Origin of the sequence: Nonomuraea sp. NPDC051191, from assembly GCF_044455665.1 — a bacterium.
Classification (GTDB): domain Bacteria; phylum Actinomycetota; class Actinomycetes; order Streptosporangiales; family Streptosporangiaceae; genus Nonomuraea.
The window spans coordinates 90,629-114,511 of sequence record NZ_JBITEZ010000001.1 but is presented as its reverse complement, the minus strand read 5'-3'; the positions used below and the strand labels follow the sequence as shown (position 1 = coordinate 114,511).

The window sequence follows — 23,883 nt, the reverse complement described above, 5'->3', positions numbered from 1 at the left end:
GGCTGCAATTCGGTCATTTTTGCCTGAACATCCCATAGTGAAACATAATTCGTGTAACCTGGTTTCGGGTTAATCGTCAGCGCGGCGAAAGGCGCCGTGACCTCCTCAGGGCGGCCAGGACGGCCGGGAGGAACCCTGACGGTCATCCCACCGGCAACCCCCTGGTCCATAGCTGTTGGGGGGTGCGCACGTCGTGAACGATCTCGAAGAGCGGCTGCTCTATCAGGACGGGCAGCTCAGCATCACGCTGCGGGTCGCCGCCGGCGCCCCGGCCGTCGCCCTGGCGGGGGAGATCGACGTCACCAACAGCCCCGCGCTCGCCAGCACGCTGTCCGACTCGCGCGGGGGCAGCACGTACATCGACGTCGACACCGGTGAACTGACCTTCATCGACCTGTCCGGGCTGCGGGTGCTGGCGCTGCCCGCGCTGCCCCCGGACCAGCGGTGGATCCGCCTGCACAACGTCACGCCGCATGTGCGGCGGCTGCTGCGCATGATGGGCTGGTTCTACGCCCCGCGCCCGTACGACGCGCCGCTGTAGACGCCGCTGTAGAGCAGGGTCGCCGCCGACGTGCCCAGCCCGTGGGGACCCGACAGCCGGAAGACCGGCGGCCGGTGGTGCCGCCGCAGGGACGGCTCGTCGTAGCGGGAACAGCCGCGATGCCAGTTGAGTATGCCGCTCAGCCAGTGGCGGCAGTCGGCCAGATACGCGTCGAGCACCCCCCTCGCCGCGCAGTCGAGCCCGAGGTCGTCGCACAGGACCGGCAGCTCGTGCGCGGCGATGTGCTGGAACTGCTTGATCCGCGAGGTCAGCAGGTCGTTGACGATGCCCAGCGCCGCCGGGTAGTCGCAGTCGAAGAAGCTCTGGACCACCAGGACGCAGTTGTGCACCTCGCCCTCGAACTCGATCTCCTTCTGGTACGAGAAGATGTCGTTCATCAACATTCCGCAGTCCATGACCGCGTTCTCCAGCGCCCGCATCGGGCCGCTCTCGTACAGCGCCTCGGGCAGCGTGTGCGCGTGCCGCAGCCGGCACAGGCTCATCGTCAGCTCCGAGCCGAAGGTGAGCCGGCGCATCTCCAGGTAGTCCACCGGGTCGGGGATGTGCCCGGCCGCCTCGTTGCCCAGCTCCCAGAGCCAGCCTTCGCACATCGTCACGACCGACCGGCGCAGCCGCGCGCGGGCGGCGGGCGGCATCGGCCCCGCCGTACGGGCCCACACGTCGGCCAGGCCGCGTTCGAGCGCGCTCATGGGCGGCGGCACGGGCGTGCCGTCCAGCGGCATGAACGCCGAGAGCCTGGACACCGCGACCTTGGCCGCCGCCAGGTTGCCCGACCGGCCGAAGACGACGGGGAAGTAGTCGTCGCCGTAGGTGCCCCAGCACAACCAGGCGGAGGCCAGGTCCAGTTCCTCGGGGGTGGCGTCGGGATGCAGGCCCGCGGCGCACAGCGGCAGGTCGTAGTCGGCCAGCTTGTCGGCGTCCCAGACCGCCGAGCCCGCGACTCCCGGCTGGGCCTCCAGCAGGCCCATGGACGCGCACCAGGCCGCCGCGTGCCGCCGGGCCCGGTCGAGGTGGGGGGAGAGGCGCAGCTCGAAGGGCATGTACAGCTCGGGAATGCGCGAGGGGCCGACCGGCTGCCGCCCGGCGTGGGCGAAGTTGCGCAGCCGCTTGGCCCCGGTGCCGCTGATCAGCGACTTCATGCCGAGCGGCCGGGCCGTCGTCGCGCCCTCGTTCATGTAGCGGCTCGACCGCAGGTGCCACTCGTGACCGCCCGACTGCCAGTCCTGCAACCCCTTGACGTAGGCCAGCACGCCCACCGCCGACAACGGGTCGACGGCGTGCTCGACGAAGAGCGGGCCCAGCTCGCCCAGCGCGGTGTGCTCGAACTGCTGCATGCGCGAGGTGAGCAGGTCGTTGACGGCGTCGGCGGCCTCCTGCGTCGTGCACCCGAGGAACGTCTCCAGCACCAGCACGCCGTTGCTCAGCTCGCCCTCGTCCCTGACCTCCCGCTCGTAGGAGAACAGGTCGTTGCGCAGGTGCACGGCGTCGGAGAAGCTGTCCTTCAGCACCCGCAGCGGCCTGGTGCCGGCCAGCCGGGCGGGGATCTCGGCCCGCACCGCGTGCTCGACCAGCCCGGCCGACCAGGGCGCGCCGCCCACCTTGCGGCGCATCTCGATGTACTCGACCGGGTTGGCGATCCGGCCCTCGTTGATGTTGGACAACTCCCAGATCGACTCGTTGAGCAGGTGGCGGGTGCTCTCGGCGAACCGCCGCCGCCAGTCGGCCGACATGCCCGGCACCGTACGCCGCCACAGGTCGGCCAGCCCCGCCTCGACCGGGTTGACCGGCTCCGGCATGGACAGGTCATCGCCCATCGGCATGAACGCGGGCAGCCGGTCGAGGTGCCGCTTGCCGCCCCGGAGGTCGCCGGTGCGCTTGAAGACGTCGAGGAAGTGGTCGTCGAAGAAGAACACCCAGACGTACCAGTCGGTGATCAGGCACAGCTCGGTGCCGTCGCAGTCGGGATGGGTGTAGGCGCACATCAGCGAGTAGTCGTGGCCGTCGAGGTCGGCCTCCTCCCAGACGCCCGAGCCCTCCAGCATGCCCATGTCGCGCGCCCACTGCTTGGCGTGCGTACGGGCCTCCTCCAGGTTCGGATTGAGCCGCGCCGGATACGGCATGTAGAACTCGGGCAGCTCGAACGGGTGTGCCATCAGCTCGCGACCTCCACGTCTTCAAGCACCCCGAGCGCGTCGGGCACCAGGACCGCGCACGAGTAGTAGGCGCTGACCAGGTACGACATGACCGCCTTCCGGTCGATGCCGGTGAGCTTCACGCTGAGCCCCGGCTCCCGCTCGTCGGGGACGCCGGTCTGGAACAGGCCCACGACGCCCTGGTCCTTCTCGCCGGTGCGCATGCACAGGATCGACGTGGTGCCCGCCCGGCTGATCGGGATCTTGTCGCACGGCAGGATGGGCACCCCCCGCCACGACTGCACGGGGACACCCTCGATCTCGGCGGTGTCGGGATAGACGCCCCTGGCGCTGCACTGCCGGCCGAAGGCCGCGATGGCCCGCGGATGGGCGAGGAAGAACCGGGACTTCTTCCTCCGGCTGACCAGGTCGTCGAGGTCATCGGGGGTCGGCGGCCCGGACAGCGTGCGGATGCGCTGGCTCGGGTCGACGTTGTGCAGCAGGCCGAAGTCGCGGTTGTTGACCAGCTCGCGCTCCTGCGACTCGCGCACCGCCTGCACGGTGAGCCTGAGCTGCTGCTCGGCCTGGTCCATCGGGTCGCTGAACAGGTCCGCGACCCGGGTGTGCACGCGCAGCACGGTCTGCGAGACGTTCAGCTCGTACTCGCGCGGCCCCGGGTCGTAGTCCACGAACGTGCCCGGCAGGGTGTGCTCGCCCCGGTGGCCGGCCGCCAGGTCGATGGCCGCCTCACCGTGCTTGGTCTGGGGGGCGGCCCGCCGGGCGCGGTGGCGTTCGAGCTGTTCGAGCAGGGTGGGCGAGCTCTCGGCCAGCGCGCGCAGTTCCCCCCACGGCAGGGCCAGCACCGTGCACCTGGTGCCGGCCTCCAGCGTGTCGTGCCGTACGGCCCGTTCGCCCGGCGGCTCGGTGCCGGTGTGGTCGCCCTCGCCGAGGGTGCCGAGCACCAGGCGGTTGCCGTAGTCGCCCGGCTGGTACCTGGTGACCCGGCCGTCGGCGACCAGGATGATCTCGTCAGCCGGCCGTCCGGCCCGTGCGATCGTGTCGCCGCGGGCGTACTCCCGCTGCTCGAACAGCCCCGCGAGGGTGTCGAGCAGGCGGTCGTCGTCGAGCCCGTGGAGCGGCGGCAGCTCGGTCAGGCTCGGGGGCACCACCCGTACCCTGGCGCCGGTGCGCGAGAAGCTCACGCGGCCACCGCCGACCATGTAGGTGAGCCGCCGGTTCACCCGGTAGGTGCCGGCGGTGTCCACCCATGGGAGCATCCGCAGCAGCCAGCGGGAGGAGATCTCCTGCATCTGCGGAGGCGTCTTGGTCGTCGTGGCGAGCTTCCGCGCCGCGGCGGTATCCAGGCTCAGCCGCTGATCCGACTCCGTCAACTCAACCACCACCAATTCTTGGACCGGACGGACGAAAGGGGCTGCTAGCCGTTCCTGCCGAGCTCGACGTCCTCCAGGACGCCGAGCGCGTCGGGCACCAGGACGGCGGCCGAGTAGTAGGCGCTGACCAGGTAGGAGATGATCGCCTTCTCGTTGATGTTCATGAAGCGCACCGAGAGGCTGGGCTGGTACTCGTCGGGGATGCCGGTCTGGTGCAGGCCGACGACCCCCTGGTTCTCCTGGCCCGTACGCATGAGCAGGAACGACGTGGTGCGCTTGCCCGTGACCGGGATCTTGCTGCACGGGAAGATCGGCACACCCCGCCAGGCCGGGATGCGGTGGCCGTTGACCTCGCTGGCCTGCGGGTAGAGGCCGCGCTTGCTGCACTCCCTGCCGAACGCGGCGATGGCCTGCGGGTGCGCGAGGAAGAAGGCCGGCTCCTTCCACACCACGGCCAGCAGGTCGTCGAGGTCGTCGGGCGTGGGAGGGCCGGAACGGGTGCGGATGCGCTGGCTGAAGTCGGCGTTGTGCAGCAGGCCGAACTCCCGGTTGTTGATCAGCTCGTGCTCCTGCCGCTCGCGCAGGGCCTCGATCGTGAGGCGGAGCTGCTGGTCGAGCTGGCTCATCGGCTGGTTGTACAGGTCGGAGACCCGGCTGTGCACCCGCAGGACGGTCTGGGCGACGCTCAGCTCGTACTCGCGGGGCGACTGCTCGTAGTCCACGAACGTGCCGGGCAGCGCGACCTCGCCGGAGTGGCCCGAGGACATGTCGATCGCGGCCTCGCCGTAGGCGTTCTGGGCGTGGTCGCCGGAGGCGCGCCAGTTCTGGAGGTGCTCGCGCAGCGCCGGCGACTGCTCGGCGAGCTGCTCGAAGGTCTGCCTGGACAGAGTGAGCACGGTGGTGTGCGTCTTGGCCGTGGCGGTGAAGTCGTACGTGCCGCCGCCGACCAGCGCCTGCTCGCCGAGGTGGTCGCCGTCGGCCAGGACGCCGAGGTTCTGCTCGTCGCCGTAGGCGCCCTGCCCGACCTTGCCGACCCGGCCGTGGGCGATCAGCACGAGCTGGTCGGCCGGGTCGTCCTCCCTGACGATGGCCTCGCCCGGCTCGATCTCGCGCTGCTGGAAGCGGTCGGCCAGCGCTTCCAGCACCTCCATGTCGTCGAAGCCGCGCAGCATGGGCAGCTCGGTCAGCTCGGCCGGGATGACCCGCACGTCGGAGCCGGTCGTGGAGAACGTGATGCGCCCGTCGCCGAGCGTGTACGTCAGGCGCCTGTTGACCCGGAACACGCCACCGGAGCACTGCACCCACGGCAGCAGCCGCAGCAGCCACCTGGAGGTGATCTCCTGCATCTGCGGTGGCGTCTTGGTCGTGGTCGCGAGCTGTTTGGCGGCCTCGGTACTGAGGCTGAGCTGTCCGTTGCCGTTCACGGGCGCGCTGGAGTCGGTGGTTTCTGTCATGGTGCACCGCCAATCTCGGTGTGGGGTCTAGCCGGGGTTGCGGGAGGAACGGAGTTCCAGGGGGAGGGAGAAGGTGAGCGTCTCCTCGGTCACGGTCACGGTCTCGACGTCGGTGAAGCCGTGGCCGGCGAGCCAGTCGAGCAGGTCGTCGACCAGCACGTCCGGCACGGACGCGCCGGAGCTGACCCCGACCGTCCGCACGCCGCCGAGCCACCGGGGATCGGCGTCGGCGGCGCGGTCGACCAGGTGGGCGGCGGGGGCGCCGGCGTGCCGCGCGACCTCGACCAGCCGCTGGGAGTTGGAGGAGTTGGCCGAGCCGACGACGATGACCAGGTCGCACTCGGGGGCGATCCGGGTGATCGCCTCCTGGCGGTTCTGGCTGGCGTAGCAGATGTCGTCGCTCGGCGGGTCGGCCAGGTGCGGGAACCGGTCGCGCAGCTCGGCGACGGCGCCCATGGTCTCGTCGACCGAGAGGGTGGTCTGCGACAGCCAGCTCATGCGCGCCGCGCCGTTCGCGGTGACCTCGTGGGTCCTGGACGGGTCGACGACGTGGATGCGGCCGGGCGCCTCGCCGACCGTGCCCTCGACCTCCTCGTGCTCGGCGTGGCCGATGAGCACGATCTCGTGGCCGGCCTCGGCCAGCCGTACCGCCTCCTTGTGCACCTTGGTGACCAGGGGGCAGGTGGCGTCGATCGTGCGCAGGCCGCGGCGCCCGGCCTCCCGGCGGACCGCGGGGGAGACGCCGTGGGCGGAGAAGATCACCAGCGCGCCGTCCGGCACCTCGTCGAGCTCGTCGACGAAGACCGCGCCGCGGCTGCTGAGATCGGCCACCACGAACGTGTTGTGCACGATCTGCTTGCGCACGTAGACCGGTGGCCCGAAGCGCCGGAGCGCCTCCTCCACGGAGATGATCGCCCGTTCGACGCCCGCGCAGTAACCGCGCGGGGCCGCGAGCAGTACGCGTCCCATCGGAAAGCCCCCTACTTGGTACGGTGCGCGAGCTGGTCGGCCAGGACGGACAGCGCGCTGCCGGCCTCGGGCCCGATCGGCGCCCGTGCCAGGGCGGCCGTGGCCTCGCCCACGCGTTCGTCGATCATCGACTCGACCTGGTCGAGCGCGCCCGTGTCGATGAGGATGGTGCGCAGCCCGGCGGCCTGCTCCTCGGTGAGGCCCGGGTTGCCATGCCAGGCGCGCAGGTAGTCGAGCTGCGCGGGCGAGGCGTGCGCCACGGCATGCGCGATCATCACCGTGTGCTTGCCCTCGCGCAGGTCGTCGAGCGCGGACTTGCCGGTCTCGGCCACGGAGCCGAACGTGCCCAGCACGTCGTCGCGGAGCTGGAACGCCTCGCCGAGCGGCACGCCGAACCGGGAGAAGGACTCCAGCAGCTCGGCGGAGGCGCCGGCCAGGGCGCCGCCGATCTGCAGCGGCCGCTCGACGGTGTACTTGGCCGTCTTGTAGCGGATCACCGTCAGGGCCTCCGTCACGCTCGCGCCGGCGCGGAGCTGGGCGAGGATGTCGAGGTACTGGCCGCTGATGACCTCGGTGCGCATGGCGTCGAAGAGGTGGTGGGCGGCGCGCAGGCGTACGGGCTCGACGCCGCACGACGACAGCAGGGTGTCGGACCAGGCCAGGCTGAGCGTGCCGAGCAGGATGCCGCCCGCGTGCCCGAACGCCTGCGCGGACGGGCCGTCGTGGAGGTCGGCGAGGTTCCGGTGGATCGTCGCCCGGCCCCGGCGCAGCTCGCTGCCGTCCATGATGTCGTCGTGGATGAGCAGCCCGGCGTGGCACAGCTCCAGGGCCGCCGCGGCGCTGACGATCTCGTCGCAGTCGGCGCCGCCCGCGCCCCGCCAGCCCCAGTAGCACAGCAGGGGACGGATGCGCTTGCCGCCGCCGAGGATGAACTCGGTCAGCAACCGGTAGGCCGTCTGCACGTCGGGATCGGAGACGGGCGCCCGCCACGTCTCAAGGAAGTCGGCGAGGCGTCGCTCGATCCGCGATCCGAGGTAGTGCTGCGTGAAGCTCACCGGCATCCGCTCGGCTCCTTCTTGTCGGGACGCGCGCTACCAATAGTTACTACTTGAATACAGAGCGTGTAAAGTGTCTTGGGCCTTTCAACTATCTTTTTGGCTCACCTGCAACACCGTCAGGGGATGTCATGACGAGCCTGTTGCCGTACGTTTCCACTCCCCAGGACCTGCGCGCCCTGCCCGCCGAGCTGCTGCCCGGCCTGGCCCGCGAGATCCGCGACTTCCTGGTCGACAAGGTGAGCGCGCGTGGCGGGCACCTGGGCTCCAACCTCGGCGTCGTCGAGCTCACGATCGCCCTGCACCGCGTGTTCGACTCGCCCGGCGACGCCATCGTCTTCGACACCGGGCACCAGGCGTACGTCCACAAGATCCTCACCGGGCGGCGCGACTCCTTCGACGCGCTGCGCTGCCGCGGCGGCCTCAGCGGCTACCCGAGCCGGGAGGAGTCCGTCCACGACCACGTCGACAACTCCCACGCCTCCGCCGCGCTCGCCTACGCCGACGGCCTGGCCAAGGCGCGCCTGCTGGCCGGCGACGTGGACCGGTCGGTGGTCGCCGTGGTCGGCGACGGCGCGCTCACCGGCGGCATGGCCTGGGAGGCGCTCAACAACCTGGGCGTGGCCCGCCACCGGCCGGTCGTCGTGCTCAACGACAACGCCTGCTCCGGCAGGAGTGCGGGCCCGGGCAGCACATCGTCAACCTCGGCCTGCCGCGCGAGTTCGTCGCGCACGGGAGCCGGGCCGGGTTGCTCGCCGAGGCCGGGCTCACCGGCCAGGGCATCGCGCACACCGTCAGAAGGGAGTTGGACAGGTGGCCGCTGTAGATCTCGGACTGCCGGTGCGTCATCGGGCGCGCAGGGCGTCCAGGCAGGTCATGGTGGGGTCCGTGCCGGTGGGGGGCGACGCGCCCGTCTCGGTGCAGTCGATGACGACGACGGTGACGGCCGACGTCGACGCCACGTTGCGGCAGATCGCCGAGCTGACGGCGGCGGGCTGCCAGATCGTCCGCGTCGCCGTGCCGACGCAGGAGGACGCCGACGCGCTGCCGGCCCTGGCGCGCAAGTCGCAGATCCCGGTCGTCGCCGACATCCACTTCCAGCCGCGTTACGTCTTCGCCGCCATCGAGGCGGGGTGCGCGGCCGTCCGGGTCAATCCCGGCAACATCAGGAAATTTGATGACAAGGTAGGTGAGATCGCGCGGGCCGCGTCCGACGCGGGGGTGTCCATCCGCATCGGGGTCAACGCCGGCTCGCTCGACCCCCGGCTACTGGCCAAGCACGGCAAGGCCACACCGGCCGCGCTGGTGGAGTCGGCGCTGTGGGAGTGCTCGCTGTTCGAGGAGCACGGCTTCCGCGACATCAAGATCTCCGTCAAGCACCACGACCCGCAGGTGATGACGGCGGCCTACCGGATGCTGGCCCGTAGCTGCGACTACCCGCTGCACCTCGGCGTCACCGAGGCCGGGCCGCTCATGCAGGGCACGATCAAGTCGGCGGTGGCGTTCGGGATCCTGCTCGACGAGGGCATCGGCGACACGATCCGGGTCTCGCTGTCCGCGCCTCCGGTGGAGGAGGTCAAGGTCGGCATCGGGATCCTGGAGTCGCTGGGGCTGCGGCGGCGGAGGCTGGAGATCGTCTCCTGCCCGTCCTGCGGGCGGGCCCAGGTCGACGTGTACGGGCTGGCCGAACGGGTGACCGCGGCCCTCGACGGCTTCCCCCACCCGCTGCGGGTGGCGGTGATGGGCTGCGTGGTCAACGGGCCGGGCGAGGCCAGGGAGGCGGACCTGGGCGTGGCCTCGGGCAACGGCAAGGGCCAGATCTTCGTCAGGGGCGAGGTGGTCAGGACCGTCCCCGAGTCGCGGATCGTGGAGACGCTGGTCGAGGAGGCCCTGCGGCTGGCCGGAGAGGCGTCCTGACGGGCGCGGGGAACGCATCGGCCGGGCGATGTCCCTGACGGAGGAGTGGGACATAGCCCGGCCGCGCGGTCCAGGTCGTGAGGGGGTATCTCCGCCTGGACGTCTAGAGGGTCAGACGCGCTGCCACAGAGCCGGCACGTTCGGCGGCTCCCAGCCCGGCTGAGCGGTGTGCCCCTGGAGGCAGCGGTACGACGAGCCGCCGTACGTCACCGTCGCGCCGGCGGCGTACGTCGTGCCCGCGGCCCACGTGCCGCCCGGGACGGTGGTCGTGACGGTCGGCGTGCTGGTCGGGCCGGGGCCGCCGCCCTGGGTGGCGAGGGTCAGGCCGTAGGCGGACAGGATCTCGTTGACCGGCTGGAAGTAGGTCGTGCCGCCCGAGCTGCAGTTGCCCGAGCCGCCCGAGGTCACGCCCTGGGCCTGGTCGCCGGAGATGAACGAGCCGCCGGAGTCGCCGGGCTCGGCGCAGACGTTGGTCCGCGTCACGCCGGAGACGGTGCCCTCCTGGTAGGTGACGCTGGCGTTGAGCTGCTGGACCGAGCCGCAGTGGTAACCGGTGGTCGATCCGGCGCGGCAGACGGCCGAGCCCACCTGGGCCACGGTCGAGCCGCGTACGGGCAGGATGCCGGCGCTGTAGCCGTACACCACGCCGGTCGGGGTCCACTGGCCGTTGACCTCGACCCAGGAGTAGTCGTTGCCCGGGAAGGACGAGCCGCGGAAGGTGCCCATGGCGACCCGGTTGGAACCGGACGTGCTGGACCCGGCGGTGCCGCAGTGGCCGGCGCTGACGAAGCCGCCCTGCGAGCCGGCCTTGGTCACCGAGAAGCCGACGGAGCAGCGCGTCCCGGAGCCGATGTAGTAGGCGTCGCCGCCGCGGACGTCGTAGAAGAGCGTGGGCTTCTCGGCCGAGCGCACGACCTGGACGGCGGAGGCGTCCACGCCGCTGGCCTTCACCCAGGCGGCGGCCTTGGCGGGGTTGGAGCTGAGGACGACGACGGTGTTGTTGACGACGTCCACGTACCAGACGGGGGCGGTCTTCGGGGCCTTGGCCGACGCGCCGTCGAGCTTGGCCTTGACCTGGTCGAGGCTGCTCAGCGAGCGGGTGACCACGCGGGCCTGCACGCCGGCCGCGGCGATGGCGGCCACCTGCGAGCTGTCGGTGGTGGCGGTGACCGGGGTGGAGGTGGGGCCGGTCACCCAGGAGCCGGCGTAGGAGGCGCCTAACCGGGCGCGCAGGGTGGGTTCGAGACCGGCCGCCGCGGACTCGTTGACCAGGCGGGCCTCGGCCTGCTGACCGGTGATGCCGAGGTCCCGGCTCATGGCGTCGACCAGGCCCTGAGGGGGGTCGGCGACGGCCTGGGCGTTGGCCTGGGCGATGGCGTAGGGGGTGTCGTCCTGTGCGGTGGCGCCCTTGGCGGCGAAGGCCAGGGCGGGGACGCTGATCATGGTGACCGCGAGCGCGATGCCCGCCGTCACGGTCTTCCTGGGGAGCATGTGCATGTCTCCTCGCGTACAGGGGGGTGTCTGCACGGTACGGGTCCGAATACGAGGAGTGGTCGTCCCAAAAGACCCCTATCACGGTGTTATGGGGGAAATCGTTTGGAGCGCTATGTGGGGGTATGCGGCATTTATGCCGTCCGAATCCCATCTGGCGTCATGAAGGCCGTCACCTGGCACGGCAAGCGCGACGTACGGGTCGAGGAGGTCCCCGACCCGGCCATCAAGGAGCCCAACGACGCGGTGATCCGGGTGACCAGCACCGGCATCTGCGGCTCGGACCTCCACCTGTACGAAGTGCTCGGCCCGTTCATGGCCGAGGGCGACATCCTGGGCCACGAGCCCATGGGTGTCGTCGAGGCCGTCGGAGCGGCCGTCACCGACATCAGGCCCGGCGACCGCGTCGTCATCCCGTTCAACATCTCCTGCGGCCACTGCCACATGTGCGGCCTGGAACTGTACGCGCAGTGCGAGACCACGCAGGTCAAGGAGCAGGGCATGGGCGCCGCGCTGTTCGGATACACCAGGCTGTACGGCCAGGTGCCCGGCGGCCAGGCCGAGTACCTGCGCGTGCCCGAGGCCCAGTTCGGCCCGATCAAGGTCCCCGAGGGCCCGCCGGACGAGCGCTTCGTGTTCCTGTCCGACGTGCTGCCGACCGCCTGGCAGGCCGTCGACTTCGCGCAGATCCCGGACGGCGGCAGCGTCGCCGTCTTCGGCCTGGGCCCCATCGGCCAGATGTGCGCCCGCATCGCCCGCCACCTCGGCGCCCGCGTGATCGGCGTGGACGGCGTCACCGAACGCCTGGAGATGGCCCGCCGCCACGGCATCGAGGTCGTGGACGGGAGCGAGACCTCTGACGTGCCCGGGGCGATCCGCGAGCTCACCTCGGGCCGCGGCACCGACTCGGTGATCGACGCCGTCGGCATGGAGGCCCACGGCTCCCCGGCCGCCAAGATCGCCCAGACGCTCACCGGGCTGCTGCCGGACGCGGTGGCCGCGCCGCTGATGTCCCACGCGGGCGTCGACCGGCTGGCCGCGCTCAACCAGGCCATCGACACGGTCCGCCGCGGCGGCGTCATCTCCGTCATCGGTGTCTACGGGGGCATGACCGACCCGATGCCGATGTTGCGCATGTTCGACAAGGGCGTCACGCTGCGCATGGGCCAGGCCCACGTGCGGCGGTGGATCAACCGGCTCATGCCGCTGGTCACCGACGACTCCGACCCGCTCGGCGTCATGGACCTCACCACCCACCGCATGCGGCTGGACGAGGCGCCGCAGGCGTATGAGATGTTCCAGAAGAAGGCGAATGGTGCGATAAAGATCCTGTTGCAGCCCTGAGCAGGGGTTTCGCCGTCCGGAGCACGGGCAGCGGTGCATGCATGAGAGTCGTGGTGGTCGGGGCTACCGGCAACGTCGGCACGAGCGTCGTACGCGCGCTCGCGGCGGATGACAACGTGACGTCGATCGTGGGCGTCGCCCGCCGCCTGCCGGGATGGCGCATCGACCGCACCGAGTGGCGGCAGGCCGACGTCGCCACCGGCGACCTCTCGCGCATCTTCGACGGCGCCGACGCCGTCGTGCACCTCGCGTGGCTGTTCCAGCCCACCAGGGACCCGGCCGTCACCTGGCGGGCGAACGTGCTGGGCAGCATGCGGGTGTTCCGCGCGGCGGCCGAGGCCGGGGTGCCCGCGCTGGTCCACGCGTCCTCGGTCGGGGCGTACTCGCCGGGCCCCAAGGACCGGCCGGTGGACGAGAGCTGGCCCACGCACGGCTGGCCGGGCGCCGCGTACGGCCGGGAGAAGGCGTACGTCGAGCGGGTGCTCGACGTCTTCGAGCACGACCATCCGGCGATCCGCGTGGTGCGGATGCGACCGGGGTTCATCTTCCAGCGGGCGGCGGCCAGCGAGCAGCGCCGCCTGTTCGCCGGGCCTTTCCTGCCACGCGGGCTCTTCCGGCCCGGCCGCATCCCGTTCGTGCCCGACGTGCCCGGACTGCGGCTTCAGGTCCTGCACGCCGACGACGCCGCCGAGGCGTACCGGCTGGCCGTGACCAGGACGGTGTCGGGGGCCTTCAACCTGGCCGCCGAGCCCGTGCTCGACCCCGCCGACCTGGCCAAGCTCCTCGGCACCCGGACGATGCCGGTCACGCCCTGGCTGGCCAGGACGCTGATGTCAGCCGGCTGGCACCTGCGGCTGGTGCCCGCCTCGCCGGGGCTGCTCGAACTGGCCCTGCGCATCCCCGTCATGAAGACCGACCGGGCCAGGGACGTCCTGGGCTGGCGGCCGCGGCACTCCTCCTGGGACGCCATGCGCGAGCTGCTGGACGGCCTGCACGACGGCGCCGGCATGGAGACCCCGCCGCTCAGGCCCGACGGCGGTCCGGTGGGCCGGGCCAAGGAACTGGCCACGGGAGCCGGCGGCCGTCCCTGATCCGGGGGTGTAACGGCGCCGGACCGGGGAAGGGGACCGGTCTCTACGCAAGGTCCAGAGGCGTGGCCTGCGTGTCGTGACGACACGAAGGAGTGCCATGGCCCTTCTGCTGACCCAGCCCTTCACTCTCCACGACGTCACCAAGCTGCGCCGCGCGGTCGCCGAGCAGGCCGGGAGCAGCGGACTGCGCGACGGCCGGCTGGAGGACTTCGTCCTGGCCGTGCACGAGAGCGTGGTCAACGCCGTGGAGCACGCGGACGGACGCGGGCATCTGACGTTGTGGACGGTCGACGGGGTCATCCGCTCGGAGACGGCGGACCAGGGGGCGGGCATCCCGCAGGCGTACCTCGACGGCGCCGTCCGGCCGTCCGACCTCTCCTGCACCGGCCGCGGGATCTACCTGATCCGGCGGTTGTGCGACCTGGCCGACTTCCGTACCGGGCCGGACGGCACCACGGTCCGGCTCACCATGCGCCTGCCGCACGCGCCCGCCCTCCCGCGGACCATGAAGCGGATCAGGGTCACCGGGGGCGGCGGGCCGTCCGGGCGCTTCCAGGGCTGAGCGCGGGCGCGCCCGACTGCCCCGCCGCGGCCCCGGGTAGGCTCGGCAGGAGACGGAAGGGGCCACTACGTGAGCGGCGGAAACATTCCCCCCGAGATCATCTCTCCGGTCCGCCGCATCGGGCGGCGGGAGTTCGATTTCCAGCGCCAGGTCGCCATCATGGCCATCGTCAACCGCACCCCCAACTCCTTCCACGACCAGGGGAGCACGTACGAGCTCGACCGCGCGGTCGCGGCCTGCGTGCGGGCCGTCGAGGAGGGGGCCGACTGGGTGGACATCGGCGGGTTCGCCTTCAGCGCGGCCCAGGCCGCGATCGGCGTCGAGGAGGAGATCAAGCGCGTGGTCCCGGTGATCGCCGAGGTCAGGGCCGCGACCGACGCCGTCATCTCGGTCGACACCCACCGTCCCGAGGTCGCCAGGGCGGCCCTTGCGGCCGGCGCCGACGTCATCAACGACACCAACGGCCTGCGCGAGCCCGGCCTGGCCGAGGTCGCGGCCGAGACCGGCGCCGGCGTGATCGTCACCCACAGCCTCGGCGGTCCCGGCAGGAGGGTCTTCCGCCCGAGCTACGACGACGTCGTCGGCGAGGTCGCCGGCTTCCTGCGCGAACGGGTCGCCTTCGCGCTCAAGGCCGGCATCGCCCCCGACCGGATCATCATCGACCCGGGCCACGACCTGAACAAGAACACCTTCCACTCCCTGGAGCTGACGCGGCGGCTGGAGGAGATCACCGCGATCGGCTACCCCACCCTGGTCGCGCTGTCGAACAAGGACTTCATCGGCGAGACCATCGACCGCCCGCAGGGCGAGCGCAAGGAGGGGACGATCGCCGCGAACGTCGTCTCCATCCTCAAGGGCGCCCGGATTCTGCGGGTGCACGACGTGGCCGCGACGGTCGCGTCCGTCCGCATGACCGAGGCCGTGCTCGGCTGGCGGACGCCGGTCGCGCCGAGCCACAATCTGGCGTGAGAGGAGCCGCGTCCTTGACCGATCGCAAGCCGGTGGGCATGCCGTTCGAGAGCTGGGTCGACAGGCAGATCCGCGAGGCGGCCGAGCGCGGGGAGTTCGACGACCTGCCCGGCGCGGGCAAGCCGCTGCCCGGCCTCGACCGGCCGCACGACGAGATGTGGTGGATCAAGCAGAAGCTGGAGAGCGAGGGGCTGTCCATGCCGCTGCCCCCGACGCTGGCGCTGCGCAAGGAGGCCGAGGAGGTGCTGCGGCAGGCCCGCGGGGCCAGGTCCGAGACCGAGGTGCGGCGGCTGCTCGAAGAGGTCAACGAGAAGATCCGCGACGCGATCAGGAAGGGCCTGCCGGGGCCGCCGCTCAACCTGATGCCCTTCGACGTCGAGCGTGTCGTGTCGGAGTGGCGCGAGAGCCGCTGAGCGGCGCGGCCGATGGGGAAGGGGCCCGGGCTCCGGCCCGGGCCCCTTCGCCGGACGAGGGGCCCGGGTCAGGCGGGCCCCTCGGCCGGCGACCGGGGGCCCCGGAGCCCCCGGCCGGCTCGGTGAGCTAGTTGACGGGCGGGTAGGCGTTCCTGACCAGCTCCTGGAACTGGGCGGAGAACCACTGGCCCGACAGCGGGGCGCCGCCGAGGGCGCCCGACATGTTGTTGCCGTTGAGGTTGTTGCCGGTGTAGGTCGGGTCGCACATCCGGTCGAACTTCTTGCCCTCGTCGTTCGGGATGTCGGTGCTGGCGCCGTCGGACTCACCCGGAGGCTTGATCCAGACGTAGGCGTCGAAGCCGGGCTCGGGGCTGGCCGTCGGACGGGCGCCGAGGCCCGCGCCGCTCTGGTTGCACCAGTTGCCGGCGTGGATGCGGCGGTCGACGCGCGACTGGTTGACGAACGTGTTCACGTCCGTCGAGGTGCTCGCGCCGCCCGGACGGGCGGTGCCGCCCCAGCCGTTGCGCGAGGTGTCGACCAGCATGCCGAGCCCGGGCTTGAAGCCCTTGTTGACCAGCGCGGTGCGCAGCGCCGCGGCGAAGGTGGACTCGTCCACGTAGTAGTTCCAGTCGATCCACTTGGACTGGCGGACGGTCTGGCCGTTCACCAGGGTGTTGATCGTGAAGTACGGCTCCTTGGTGGCTGAGTAGTTGGCGGTGTTGACGATGAAGCCGTCCACGCTGTCCACGCCGGCCGTGGTGCCCGCGGCCATGTTGTAGAAGAGGTTCACGGCGGGGGCGAAGTTCGAGTCCCAGCCGAGCCAGGCATGGTGGGCGGCGTCCACGTAGGTGTAGACGTTGGTGATCGCGTGCAGCTTGTCGAGCGCGTACCGGACGCCGTCCACGTAGCCGCCGGCCTGGTTGGCCTCGGCGCACTTCGGGAAGTTGTTGGTGTTGGTGATCAGGTTGGGCAGCGAGTCGGGCTCGACGATCGTGACGATGCGCAGGTTGGCGTACTTGGGGTCGCGCAGGATGTTCGCGATCACGTCGATGTACTCGGCCTTGTAGCGGTTGAAGCCGTTCTGGGCGATCAGCAGTTCGCCGTTGGAGGCCAGGGCCGAGCAGTCGCGGTTGGGCAGGTCGTAGATGACGAACTGCACGGTCAGCGGGGCCGAGCCGTTGAGGGCGTCCTGGGCGACGGCCTCGTCCAGGTGGGCCTGGAGGCCCATGGCCGAGGAGGAGCCGGCGATGGCCGCGATGCGGTCGATCCACACGGCGGTGGAGGTGTTGGCGACGGCGGCGCCGCCGGGCTCGGCCGCGGCCTTGGCCTTCCACTGCGGGTTCACGTAGCCGGTGGCGCCGGCGTACGGGTTCTCGACGTGGCCGGTGGGCGGCTGGCCGTCGTCGTCGGCCTCGGTGGCGGTGACCGTCTTGGAGGTCAGGCCGGTGGAGGCGACGGTGAAGGCGCGGGTGCCGTTGGCGCTGTCGGCGTCCTGCGCGGCGGCCAGGGTCACCGTCTGGGCGGTGTTCCAGTTGGCCGGCGTGAAGGTGAGGCTGCCGCCGCCGGAGACGGTCAGGTCGGCGTCGCCGCTGCCGGCCGCCGAGGTGACGGTCACGTTCGCGGACGGCTGCGCGGCCAGCTTGACCGTGTACGTCGCCGTCCCGCCCTCGGGCACGGTCACCGACGTGGGCGTCACGAGCAGCGCCTGCTCCACGACCGCGTCGTCGTCCACCTCGGTCGCGTTGACGGTGGCCGAGGTGACGCCGGTGCCGCCGACGGAGAAGGCCGCCGTGCCCGCGGTGGTGTCGGCGTCCTGGGCGGCGGCCAGGGTGACCGTCTGGGCGGTGTTCCAGTTGGCGGGGGTGAAGGTGAGCGAGCCGCCCGCGCTGACGGTCAGGTCGGTGTCACCGCTGGTCCGCTGGGTGGTGACGGTGACGTTCGAGGTGGGGGCGGAGGACAGCTTGGCGGTGAAGGTGGCGGTGCCGCCCTCGTTGACCGCGACCGAGCTGGCGGAGGTCACCACCGAGGGGGTGGTGGGGGTGACGCCGCCGCAGGTCACGCCGTTCACGGTGAACGAGGTGGGCGGGTTGTTGCTGCCCGACCAGGTGCCGTTGAAGCCCATGGTGGTGGAGGCGCCGGTGGCCAGGCTGCCGTTGTAGGGCATGTTCGTCGCGGTGACGTGCGTGCCCGACTGCGTCCAGTTGGCGCTCCAGCCCGTCGGGGTGTACTTCTGGCCGGTGCCGGGGAAGTCGAAGCCCAGCGTCCACGAGGTGATCGGGTCGCCGGTGTTCTTCAACGTGATGTTCGCGGTGAAACCGCCCTGACCGGGGCTGCTCGTCCACGAGTTGGCGGAGTAGGTCACGTCGCAGTTCACCGCGGCGCTGGCGGCCGTGGTCTGGCCGACGACGAGGCCGAGGGCCGCGACGCTCGCGGCGGTCATGGTCACGGCCCATCGGCGCGGGCCGCTGTTGAGTCTCACTAGCGATCATCTCCAGGAACTCAGTTGGCTGGGAGCGCTCCCATAGTGAGACGCCCCCAGAGCCCTGTAAATGAGCGCGGTTCCGCGCCGGGCGTCCCCGGGCCACATGCTCGCCGAATGCCCCGGAAGGTGGATGAAACTTTCATCATCGGCAGCCTGGTGAGAGGAAACGCGGGGGCCGCCGGACGGCCGATCCGTTGACATACGCCGCCGGGCATCCACAATCCCCTTTGGGAGCGCTCCCACACCCCTACTCCCATGGAGATCCCGTGAAGCACAGACCTCCTTCCCGCCTTTCCCGCTTATCGAGGCGGCTCGCCGTGGCCACGACGCTCGTCCTCGCGGCGGGCACGACCACGACCCTCGCCGCGCTTCCCGCGCACGCGGCCGTCGCCTGCGACGTGACGTACACCGCCAACCAGTGGACGAGCGGCCCAGGTCAGGGCGGGTTCACCGCCAACCTGACGCTGAAGAACACCGGCGACCCGATCACCTCGTGGACGCTCGGCTTCGACTTCCCGACTGCGGGCCAGAAGTACACGCCCACCGGCTGGAGCGCCAACTGGAGCCAGTCGGGCACGCACGTCACCGCGACCAACATGCCGTGGAACGGCAGCCTGGCCACCGGCGCCTCGACGACGCTCGGCTTCAACGGCACCTGGACGGGCAGCAACCCGAACCCGACCTCGTTCACGGTGAACGGCGTGACCTGCGGCGGCGCCAACACCCCGCCCACGGTGGGGCTGACCTCGCCCACCGCCGGCCAGACGTACACCGCCCCGGCCACCGTGGCCATCGCCGCGAACGCCGCCGACACCGACGGCACGGTCTCCAAGGTCGACTTCTACCAGGGCTCGACGCTGCTCGGCACCGACACCTCGGCGCCCTACGGCTACACCTGGCAGAACGTGGCCGCGGGCAGCTACTCGATCACCGCGAAGGCCACCGACAACGGCGGCGCGACCACGACCTCGGCCCCCGTCGGGATCACCGTCTCGCAGAACACCGGGCCAGCCCTCGTGGTCAGCCCGCTCACGATCTCCGTGCCGGAGAAGGGGACGGCGAGCTTCGGCGTGAAGCTCTCGCAGGCGCCCGCCGCGAACGTGTCCGTCACCACCGCCCGCACCAGCGGTGACGCCGACCTGACCGTCGGCTCGGGCGGCACGCTCACCTTCACGCCCGCCAACTGGAACACCGCCCAGAACGTCACCCTGGCGGCGGCGGACGACGCCGACACCACCAGCGGCACCGCCGAGTTCACGGTGAGCGCGACCGGCTACACCCCGGTCAAGGTCACCGCCAGCGAGGCGGACGACGACCTCGGCGGCGACAATGAGTACGTCAAGCGCTTCGTGGAGATGTACAACGAGCTGCACGACCCGGCCAACGGGTACTTCTCGCCCGAGGGCGTGCCGTACCACTCGGTGGAGACGTTCATGGTCGAGGCGCCCGACCAGGGGCACGAGACCACGTCCGAGGCCTACAGCTACTACCTGTGGCTGGAGGCGACCTACGGGCAGGTGACCGGTGACTGGGCGAAGTTCAACAACGCCTGGGCCTCGATGGAGAAGTACATCATCCCCGCGACCGCCGACCAGCCGACGAACTCCTTCTACAACCCCTCGAAGCCGGCCACGTACGCGGCCGAGTACAACGACATCAAGCAGTACCCGACGCAGATCGACTCCGGCGTCTCGGTGGGCTCCGACCCGCTGGCCAACGAGCTGAAGAGCGCGTACGGCACCGGCGACGTCTACGGCATGCACTGGCTGCTCGACGTCGACAACACCTACGGCTTCGGACGCTGCGGCGACGGCACCACCAGGCCCGCCTACATCAACACCTACCAGCGCGGGCCAGAGGAGTCGGTCTTCGAGACGATCCCGCAGCCGTCCTGCGACACCTTCAAGCACGGTGGGACGAACGGATATCTCGACCTGTTCATCAAGGACAGCTCGTACGCCAAGCAGTGGAAGTACACCAACGCGCCCGACGCCGACGCCAGGGCCGTGCAGGCCGCGTACTGGGCGCAGACGTGGGCCAAGCAGCAGGGCAAGGAGTCGCAGATCTCGGCGTCGGTCGCCAAGGCCGCGAAGATGGGCGACTACCTGCGCTACGCGATGTACGACAAGTACTTCAAGAAGCCCGGCTGCACCAGCACCTCGTGCGCCGCGGGCACCGGCAAGGACGCCTCCAACTACCTGCTGTCCTGGTACTACGCCTGGGGCGGCGCGACCGACTCCAGCGCGGGCTGGGCCTGGCGCATCGGCTCCAGCCACAACCACTCCGGCTACCAGAACCCGCTCGCGGCCTGGGCGCTGGCGAACGTGGCCGAGCTGAAGCCCAAGAGCGGCACCGGCGCGGCCGACTGGAGCACCAGCCTGACCCGCCAGCTCCAGTTCTACACCTGGCTCCAGTCCGCCGAGGGCGCCATCGCGGGCGGCGCGACCAACAGCTGGGAGGGCCACTACGCCACCCCGCCGGCCGGCCTGCCGAAGTTCCACGGCATGACCTACGACTGGCAGCCCGTCTACCACGACCCGCCGTCGAACCAGTGGTTCGGGTTCCAGGCGTGGACCATGGAGCGGGTGGCCGAGCTCTACTACGCCTCGGGCAACGCCGACGCCAAGGCGCTGCTGGACAAGTGGGTCTCCTGGGCGATGGCCAACACCACGATCAACGCGGACGGCACGTACCAGATCCCGTCGACGCTGAAGTGGACCGGTCAGCCCGTCGCCGACTTCAGCGACCCGAACGTCATGCCGCCGCCCAACCCCGGCCTGCACGTGACGGTCGCCGACTACACCAACGACGTCGGCGTGGCCGGCTCGTACGCCAAGACGCTGATGTACTACGCGGCCAAGGCGAACAACACCGCGGCCAGGAACATGGCCAAGGCGCTGCTGGACGGCGTGTGGAAGAACCGCGACGCCAAGGGCGTGTCGGTGCCGGAGACCAAGACCGACTACAAGCGGCTGAACGACCCGGTCTACGTGCCCCCGGGCTGGACCGGCAAGATGCCGAACGGCGACACGATCAACTCCAGCTCGACGTTCATGTCGATCAGGTCCTTCTACAAGAACGACCCCGACTGGCCCAAGGTGAACGCCTACCTCCAGGGCACGGGCCCCGCGCCCACGTTCAACTACCACCGCTTCTGGGCGCAGGTGGACGTGGCCGTGGCCCTGGCCGAGTACGGGCGGCTCTTCCCGTGAGAAAAGCGGCGATGATCGCCGCGGCGTCGCTGGTCCTGCCCCTGCTCGCAGGGGTGGGGCCGGTGGCCCACGCGGCCGCGCCCGCCTTCGCCTACGGTGAGGCGCTGCAGAAGTCGCTGTGGTTCTACGAGGCCCAGCAGTCGGGCGACCTGCCCGGCTGGAACCGCGTCTCCTGGCGCGGCGACTCGGGCATGAACGACGGCAAGGACGCCGGGCTGGACCTGACCGGAGGCTGGTACGACGCGGGCGACCACGTCAAGTTCGGCTTCCCGATGGCCTTCTCGGCCACGATGCTGGCCTGGGGCGGTGTCGAGTACCGCGACGCCTACGCGGGCTCCGGCCAGCTCACCCACCTGCTGAACAACCTGAGGTTCGTCAACGACTACTTCGTCAAGGCCCACCCGTCGGCCAACGTGCTGTACGGGCAGGTCGGCAACGGCGGCACCGACCACGCCTGGTGGGGCCCGGCCGAGGCCATGCAGATGAACCGGCCCGCCTACAAGATCGACGCGTCCTGCGGCGGCTCGGACCTGGCGGGGGAGACGGCGGCGGCGATGGCGGCCTCGTCGATCGTCTTCCGCCCGACCGATCCGGCCTACGCCGACAAGCTGGTGACGCACGCCAAGCAGCTCTACTCCTTCGCCGACACGGTCAGGAAGAAGTACAGCGACTGCATCAGCGACGCCCAGGGCTACTACAACTCCTGGAGCGGCTTCAACGACGAGCTGGTCTGGGGGGCGATCTGGCTCTATCGGGCCACGAACGACGCCGCCTACCTGGCCAAGGCCGAGGCCGGTTACGACAACCTGGGCAACGAGCCGCAGACCACGACGAAGTCGTACAAGTGGACGATCGCGTGGGACGACAAGTCGTACGGCGCGTACGTGCTGCTGCACAAGCTCACCGGCAAGCAGAGGTACCTCGACGACGCCAACCGCTGGCTCGACTGGTGGACGGTCGGCGTCAACGGCTCCAAGGTCAAGTACTCGCCGGGCGGCGAGGCCGTGCTGGACCGGTGGGGGTCGCTGCGGTACGCGGCCAACACCTCGTTCGTCGCGCTCGTGCACAGCGACTCGATCACCGATCCCGACCGCAAGGCGCGCTACCACGACTTCGCGGTCCGGCAGATCAACTACGCGCTCGGCGACAACCCGCGCAACTCCTCGTACCTAATCGGATTCGGGGCGAACCCGCCGAAGAACCCGCACCACCGTACGGCGCACGGCTCGTGGACCGACCAGATCACCAACCCGGTCGACAGCCGCCACACCCTGTACGGCGCGCTGGTCGGCGGCCCGCCCGACCCCGACGACGTCTACACCGACAAGCGCGACGACTACGTCATGAACGAGGTCGCGACCGACTACAACGCGGGCTTCACCAGCGCCGTGGCCCGGCTCTACAAGGAGTACGGGGGAGCGCCCGCGGCGAACTTCCCGCCCGCCGAGACCCCGGACGGCCCGGAGATCTTCGTCGAGGCCGGCGTGAACGCCTCCGGCACGAACTTCACCGAGATCAAGGCCATCGTCCGCAACCAGTCGGCCTGGCCCGCCCGGGTCCTGTCGGACGGCTCGTTCCGCTACTACTTCACCCTCGACGGCTCGACGACCGCCTCGCAGGTCAGCGTGTCGTCGGCGTACACGCAGTGCAAGGCCCCGACGCTCGGCTCGGCGGGCGGGCGCGTGTACTACGTGAACATCGACTGCTCCGGGCAGGCCATCGCCCCGGCCGGGCAGTCGCAGCACCGCAGGGAGGTGCAGTTCAGGATCACCAGCACGGGCTCCTGGGACCCGACCGACGACTGGTCGTACAAGGGCATCCCGGTGACGCCGGGCGCGACGCCGGTGCTGACGAAGAACATCACCCTCCACAGCGGCGCCACCAAGATCTGGGGTGAGCCCCCGGGGCCGGAGGAGCAGGACACGACAGCGCCCAGCAAGCCGGGCAAGCCCACGGTCTCCGGGATCACGGGCACGGCGGCGAAGCTGACCTGGACGGCCTCCACGGACAACGTGGGAGTGACCGGTTACGACGTCTACCTGGGGTCCACCAAGGCGGGCACGGCCACCGGCACCACCTTCGACCTGAGCGGGCTCACCCCTGCCACGGCCTACGCCGCCCACGTGGTGGCCAGGGACGCGGCGGGCAACACCTCGGCGGCCTCGGACGAGACGGCGTTCACCACCACCAACAGCGAGGACAGAACACCGCCCAGCAAACCCGGCAAACCGTCCGTCTCGGGCATCACCGGCTCGGGTGCGAAGGTGAGCTGGGCGGCCTCGACGGACGACGTCGGGGTGAGCGGTTACGACGTCTACCTCGGCGCCGCCAAGGCGGGCACGGCCACCGGCACGTCGTACGACCTGACCGGGCTCAGCCCCGCGACGGCGTACACCGTCTCGGTGGTGGCCAGGGACGCGGCGGGCAACAGCTCGCCGGCCTCCGACGGCACGGCGTTCACCACCGCGGACGCGCCGACCGGCGGTTGCGCGGCCACGTTCAAGGTCACCAACTTCTGGAACGGCGCGTACCAGGCCGAGGTGACGGTCAAGAACACCGGCGCCGCGGCCGTCACCGGCTGGACGGCCGCCTGGTCGTCGGCCGGCCAGATCACCCAGCTCTGGGGCGGCAGGCTCACCCAGACCGGCTCGAACGTGTCGGTCAGGAACGAGGCGTGGAACGGCGGGCTCGCCCCCGGCGCCGCGACCACGTTCGGCTTCATCGCCAACGGCACCCCCGTCACCCCCGACCCGATCACCTGCACCCTCGCCTGAGCCGAACCCCCGCCCCGCCGCGACGACGGCGGGGCGGGCGGTTCCGCGGCTCAGTGAAAGGCAGC

16 protein-coding genes and 1 pseudogene are annotated in these 23,883 nt (G+C 70.8%); 10 read left to right on the top strand and 7 right to left on the bottom strand.

The annotated features are described in order from the left end of the window. Positions 1–193 precede the first annotated feature (193 nt). Positions 194–541, top strand: coding sequence for an STAS domain-containing protein (locus tag ACIA8R_RS00500; RefSeq protein WP_397035663.1), 348 nt, complete (start codon positions 194–196; stop codon positions 539–541). Here ACIA8R_RS00500 and ACIA8R_RS00495 read toward each other — a convergent pair. Genes ACIA8R_RS00495 through ACIA8R_RS00475 form a run of 5 tightly spaced genes read right to left on the bottom strand, consistent with a single transcriptional unit; the run spans position 508 to position 7,569 of the window. Continuing rightward, entirely contained in the window at positions 508–2,715 is a 2,208-nt protein-coding gene (locus tag ACIA8R_RS00495) for a germacradienol/geosmin synthase (protein ID WP_397035661.1), read from the bottom strand. The genes ACIA8R_RS00500 and ACIA8R_RS00495 overlap by 34 nt on opposite strands. Next, on the bottom strand, positions 2,715–4,085 hold the full coding sequence (locus ACIA8R_RS00490) for a family 2B encapsulin nanocompartment shell protein (protein ID WP_397036517.1): 1,371 nt from the start codon (positions 4,083–4,085) through the stop codon (positions 2,715–2,717). The genes ACIA8R_RS00495 and ACIA8R_RS00490 overlap by 1 nt, the downstream gene beginning before the upstream one ends. Before the next feature lie 44 nt (positions 4,086–4,129). Continuing rightward, the gene (locus tag ACIA8R_RS00485) at positions 4,130–5,539 is read right to left on the bottom strand and encodes a family 2B encapsulin nanocompartment shell protein (RefSeq protein WP_357702356.1); all 1,410 of its coding nucleotides are present in this window, start codon (positions 5,537–5,539) and stop codon (positions 4,130–4,132) included. A 27-nt stretch (positions 5,540–5,566) separates the two neighbouring features. Beyond that, positions 5,567–6,508, bottom strand: a complete 942-nt coding sequence (locus ACIA8R_RS00480; RefSeq protein ID WP_397035659.1) for a 4-hydroxy-3-methylbut-2-enyl diphosphate reductase — start codon at positions 6,506–6,508, stop codon at positions 5,567–5,569. 11 nt (positions 6,509–6,519) lie between these two features. After that, the gene (locus ACIA8R_RS00475) at positions 6,520–7,569 is read right to left on the bottom strand and encodes a polyprenyl synthetase family protein (RefSeq protein ID WP_397035657.1); all 1,050 of its coding nucleotides are present in this window, start codon (positions 7,567–7,569) and stop codon (positions 6,520–6,522) included. Positions 7,570–7,694: 125 nt separating this feature from the next. Between ACIA8R_RS00475 and ACIA8R_RS00470 the strand changes: the two are divergent. Both ACIA8R_RS00470 and ispG read left to right on the top strand, forming a co-directional pair. Further along, a pseudogene (locus tag ACIA8R_RS00470) lies at positions 7,695–8,249 on the top strand (1-deoxy-D-xylulose-5-phosphate synthase N-terminal domain-containing protein); the annotation flags it as partial. A gap of 127 nt (positions 8,250–8,376) precedes the next feature. After that, the gene (ispG, locus tag ACIA8R_RS00465) at positions 8,377–9,480 is read left to right on the top strand and encodes a flavodoxin-dependent (E)-4-hydroxy-3-methylbut-2-enyl-diphosphate synthase (protein ID WP_364084187.1); all 1,104 of its coding nucleotides are present in this window, start codon (positions 8,377–8,379) and stop codon (positions 9,478–9,480) included. 111 nt (positions 9,481–9,591) lie between these two features. Here ispG and ACIA8R_RS00460 read toward each other — a convergent pair whose 3' ends face one another. Further along, the gene (locus ACIA8R_RS00460) at positions 9,592–10,971 is read right to left on the bottom strand and encodes a carbohydrate-binding protein (protein ID WP_357702366.1); all 1,380 of its coding nucleotides are present in this window, start codon (positions 10,969–10,971) and stop codon (positions 9,592–9,594) included. A gap of 162 nt (positions 10,972–11,133) precedes the next feature. Here ACIA8R_RS00460 and ACIA8R_RS00455 point away from each other — a divergent pair, with 162 nt between their 5' ends. The 5 genes from ACIA8R_RS00455 to ACIA8R_RS00435 all read left to right on the top strand — a co-directional run bounded on the left by ACIA8R_RS00455 (position 11,134) and on the right by ACIA8R_RS00435 (position 15,350). Beyond that, entirely contained in the window at positions 11,134–12,315 is a 1,182-nt protein-coding gene (locus tag ACIA8R_RS00455) for a zinc-dependent alcohol dehydrogenase (RefSeq protein ID WP_357702367.1), read from the top strand. 41 nt (positions 12,316–12,356) lie between these two features. Then, the gene (locus ACIA8R_RS00450; RefSeq protein ID WP_397035654.1) at positions 12,357–13,406 is read left to right on the top strand and encodes an NAD-dependent epimerase/dehydratase family protein; all 1,050 of its coding nucleotides are present in this window, start codon (positions 12,357–12,359) and stop codon (positions 13,404–13,406) included. Positions 13,407–13,503: 97 nt separating this feature from the next. Then, positions 13,504–13,968, top strand: coding sequence for an ATP-binding protein (locus tag ACIA8R_RS00445; protein ID WP_364084195.1), 465 nt, complete (start codon positions 13,504–13,506; stop codon positions 13,966–13,968). Positions 13,969–14,037: 69 nt separating this feature from the next. Next, positions 14,038–14,937 carry a dihydropteroate synthase gene (gene folP / locus ACIA8R_RS00440; RefSeq protein WP_364084198.1) on the top strand — a complete coding sequence of 300 codons (900 nt, stop codon included), beginning with the start codon at positions 14,038–14,040 and terminating at the stop codon, positions 14,935–14,937. A gap of 14 nt (positions 14,938–14,951) precedes the next feature. Beyond that, a complete protein-coding gene (locus ACIA8R_RS00435) occupies positions 14,952–15,350 on the top strand; it encodes a DUF1992 domain-containing protein (protein ID WP_397035651.1) in 399 nt (132 codons plus the stop codon). Between the two features lie 127 nt (positions 15,351–15,477). Here the strand turns inward: ACIA8R_RS00435 and ACIA8R_RS00430 are convergent, their stop codons facing one another. After that, positions 15,478–17,829 carry a glycoside hydrolase family 6 protein gene (locus tag ACIA8R_RS00430; protein ID WP_397035649.1) on the bottom strand — a complete coding sequence of 784 codons (2,352 nt, stop codon included), beginning with the start codon at positions 17,827–17,829 and terminating at the stop codon, positions 15,478–15,480. A 320-nt stretch (positions 17,830–18,149) separates the two neighbouring features. Here ACIA8R_RS00430 and ACIA8R_RS00425 point away from each other — a divergent pair, with 320 nt between their 5' ends. Together ACIA8R_RS00425 and ACIA8R_RS00420 are read left to right on the top strand one after the other, a co-directional pair. Next, a complete protein-coding gene (locus ACIA8R_RS00425; RefSeq protein WP_397035647.1) occupies positions 18,150–21,044 on the top strand; it encodes a glycoside hydrolase family 48 protein in 2,895 nt (964 codons plus the stop codon). A gap of 11 nt (positions 21,045–21,055) precedes the next feature. Continuing rightward, a complete protein-coding gene (locus tag ACIA8R_RS00420) occupies positions 21,056–23,818 on the top strand; it encodes a glycoside hydrolase family 9 protein (protein ID WP_397035645.1) in 2,763 nt (920 codons plus the stop codon). Positions 23,819–23,883: the final 65 nt, after the last annotated feature.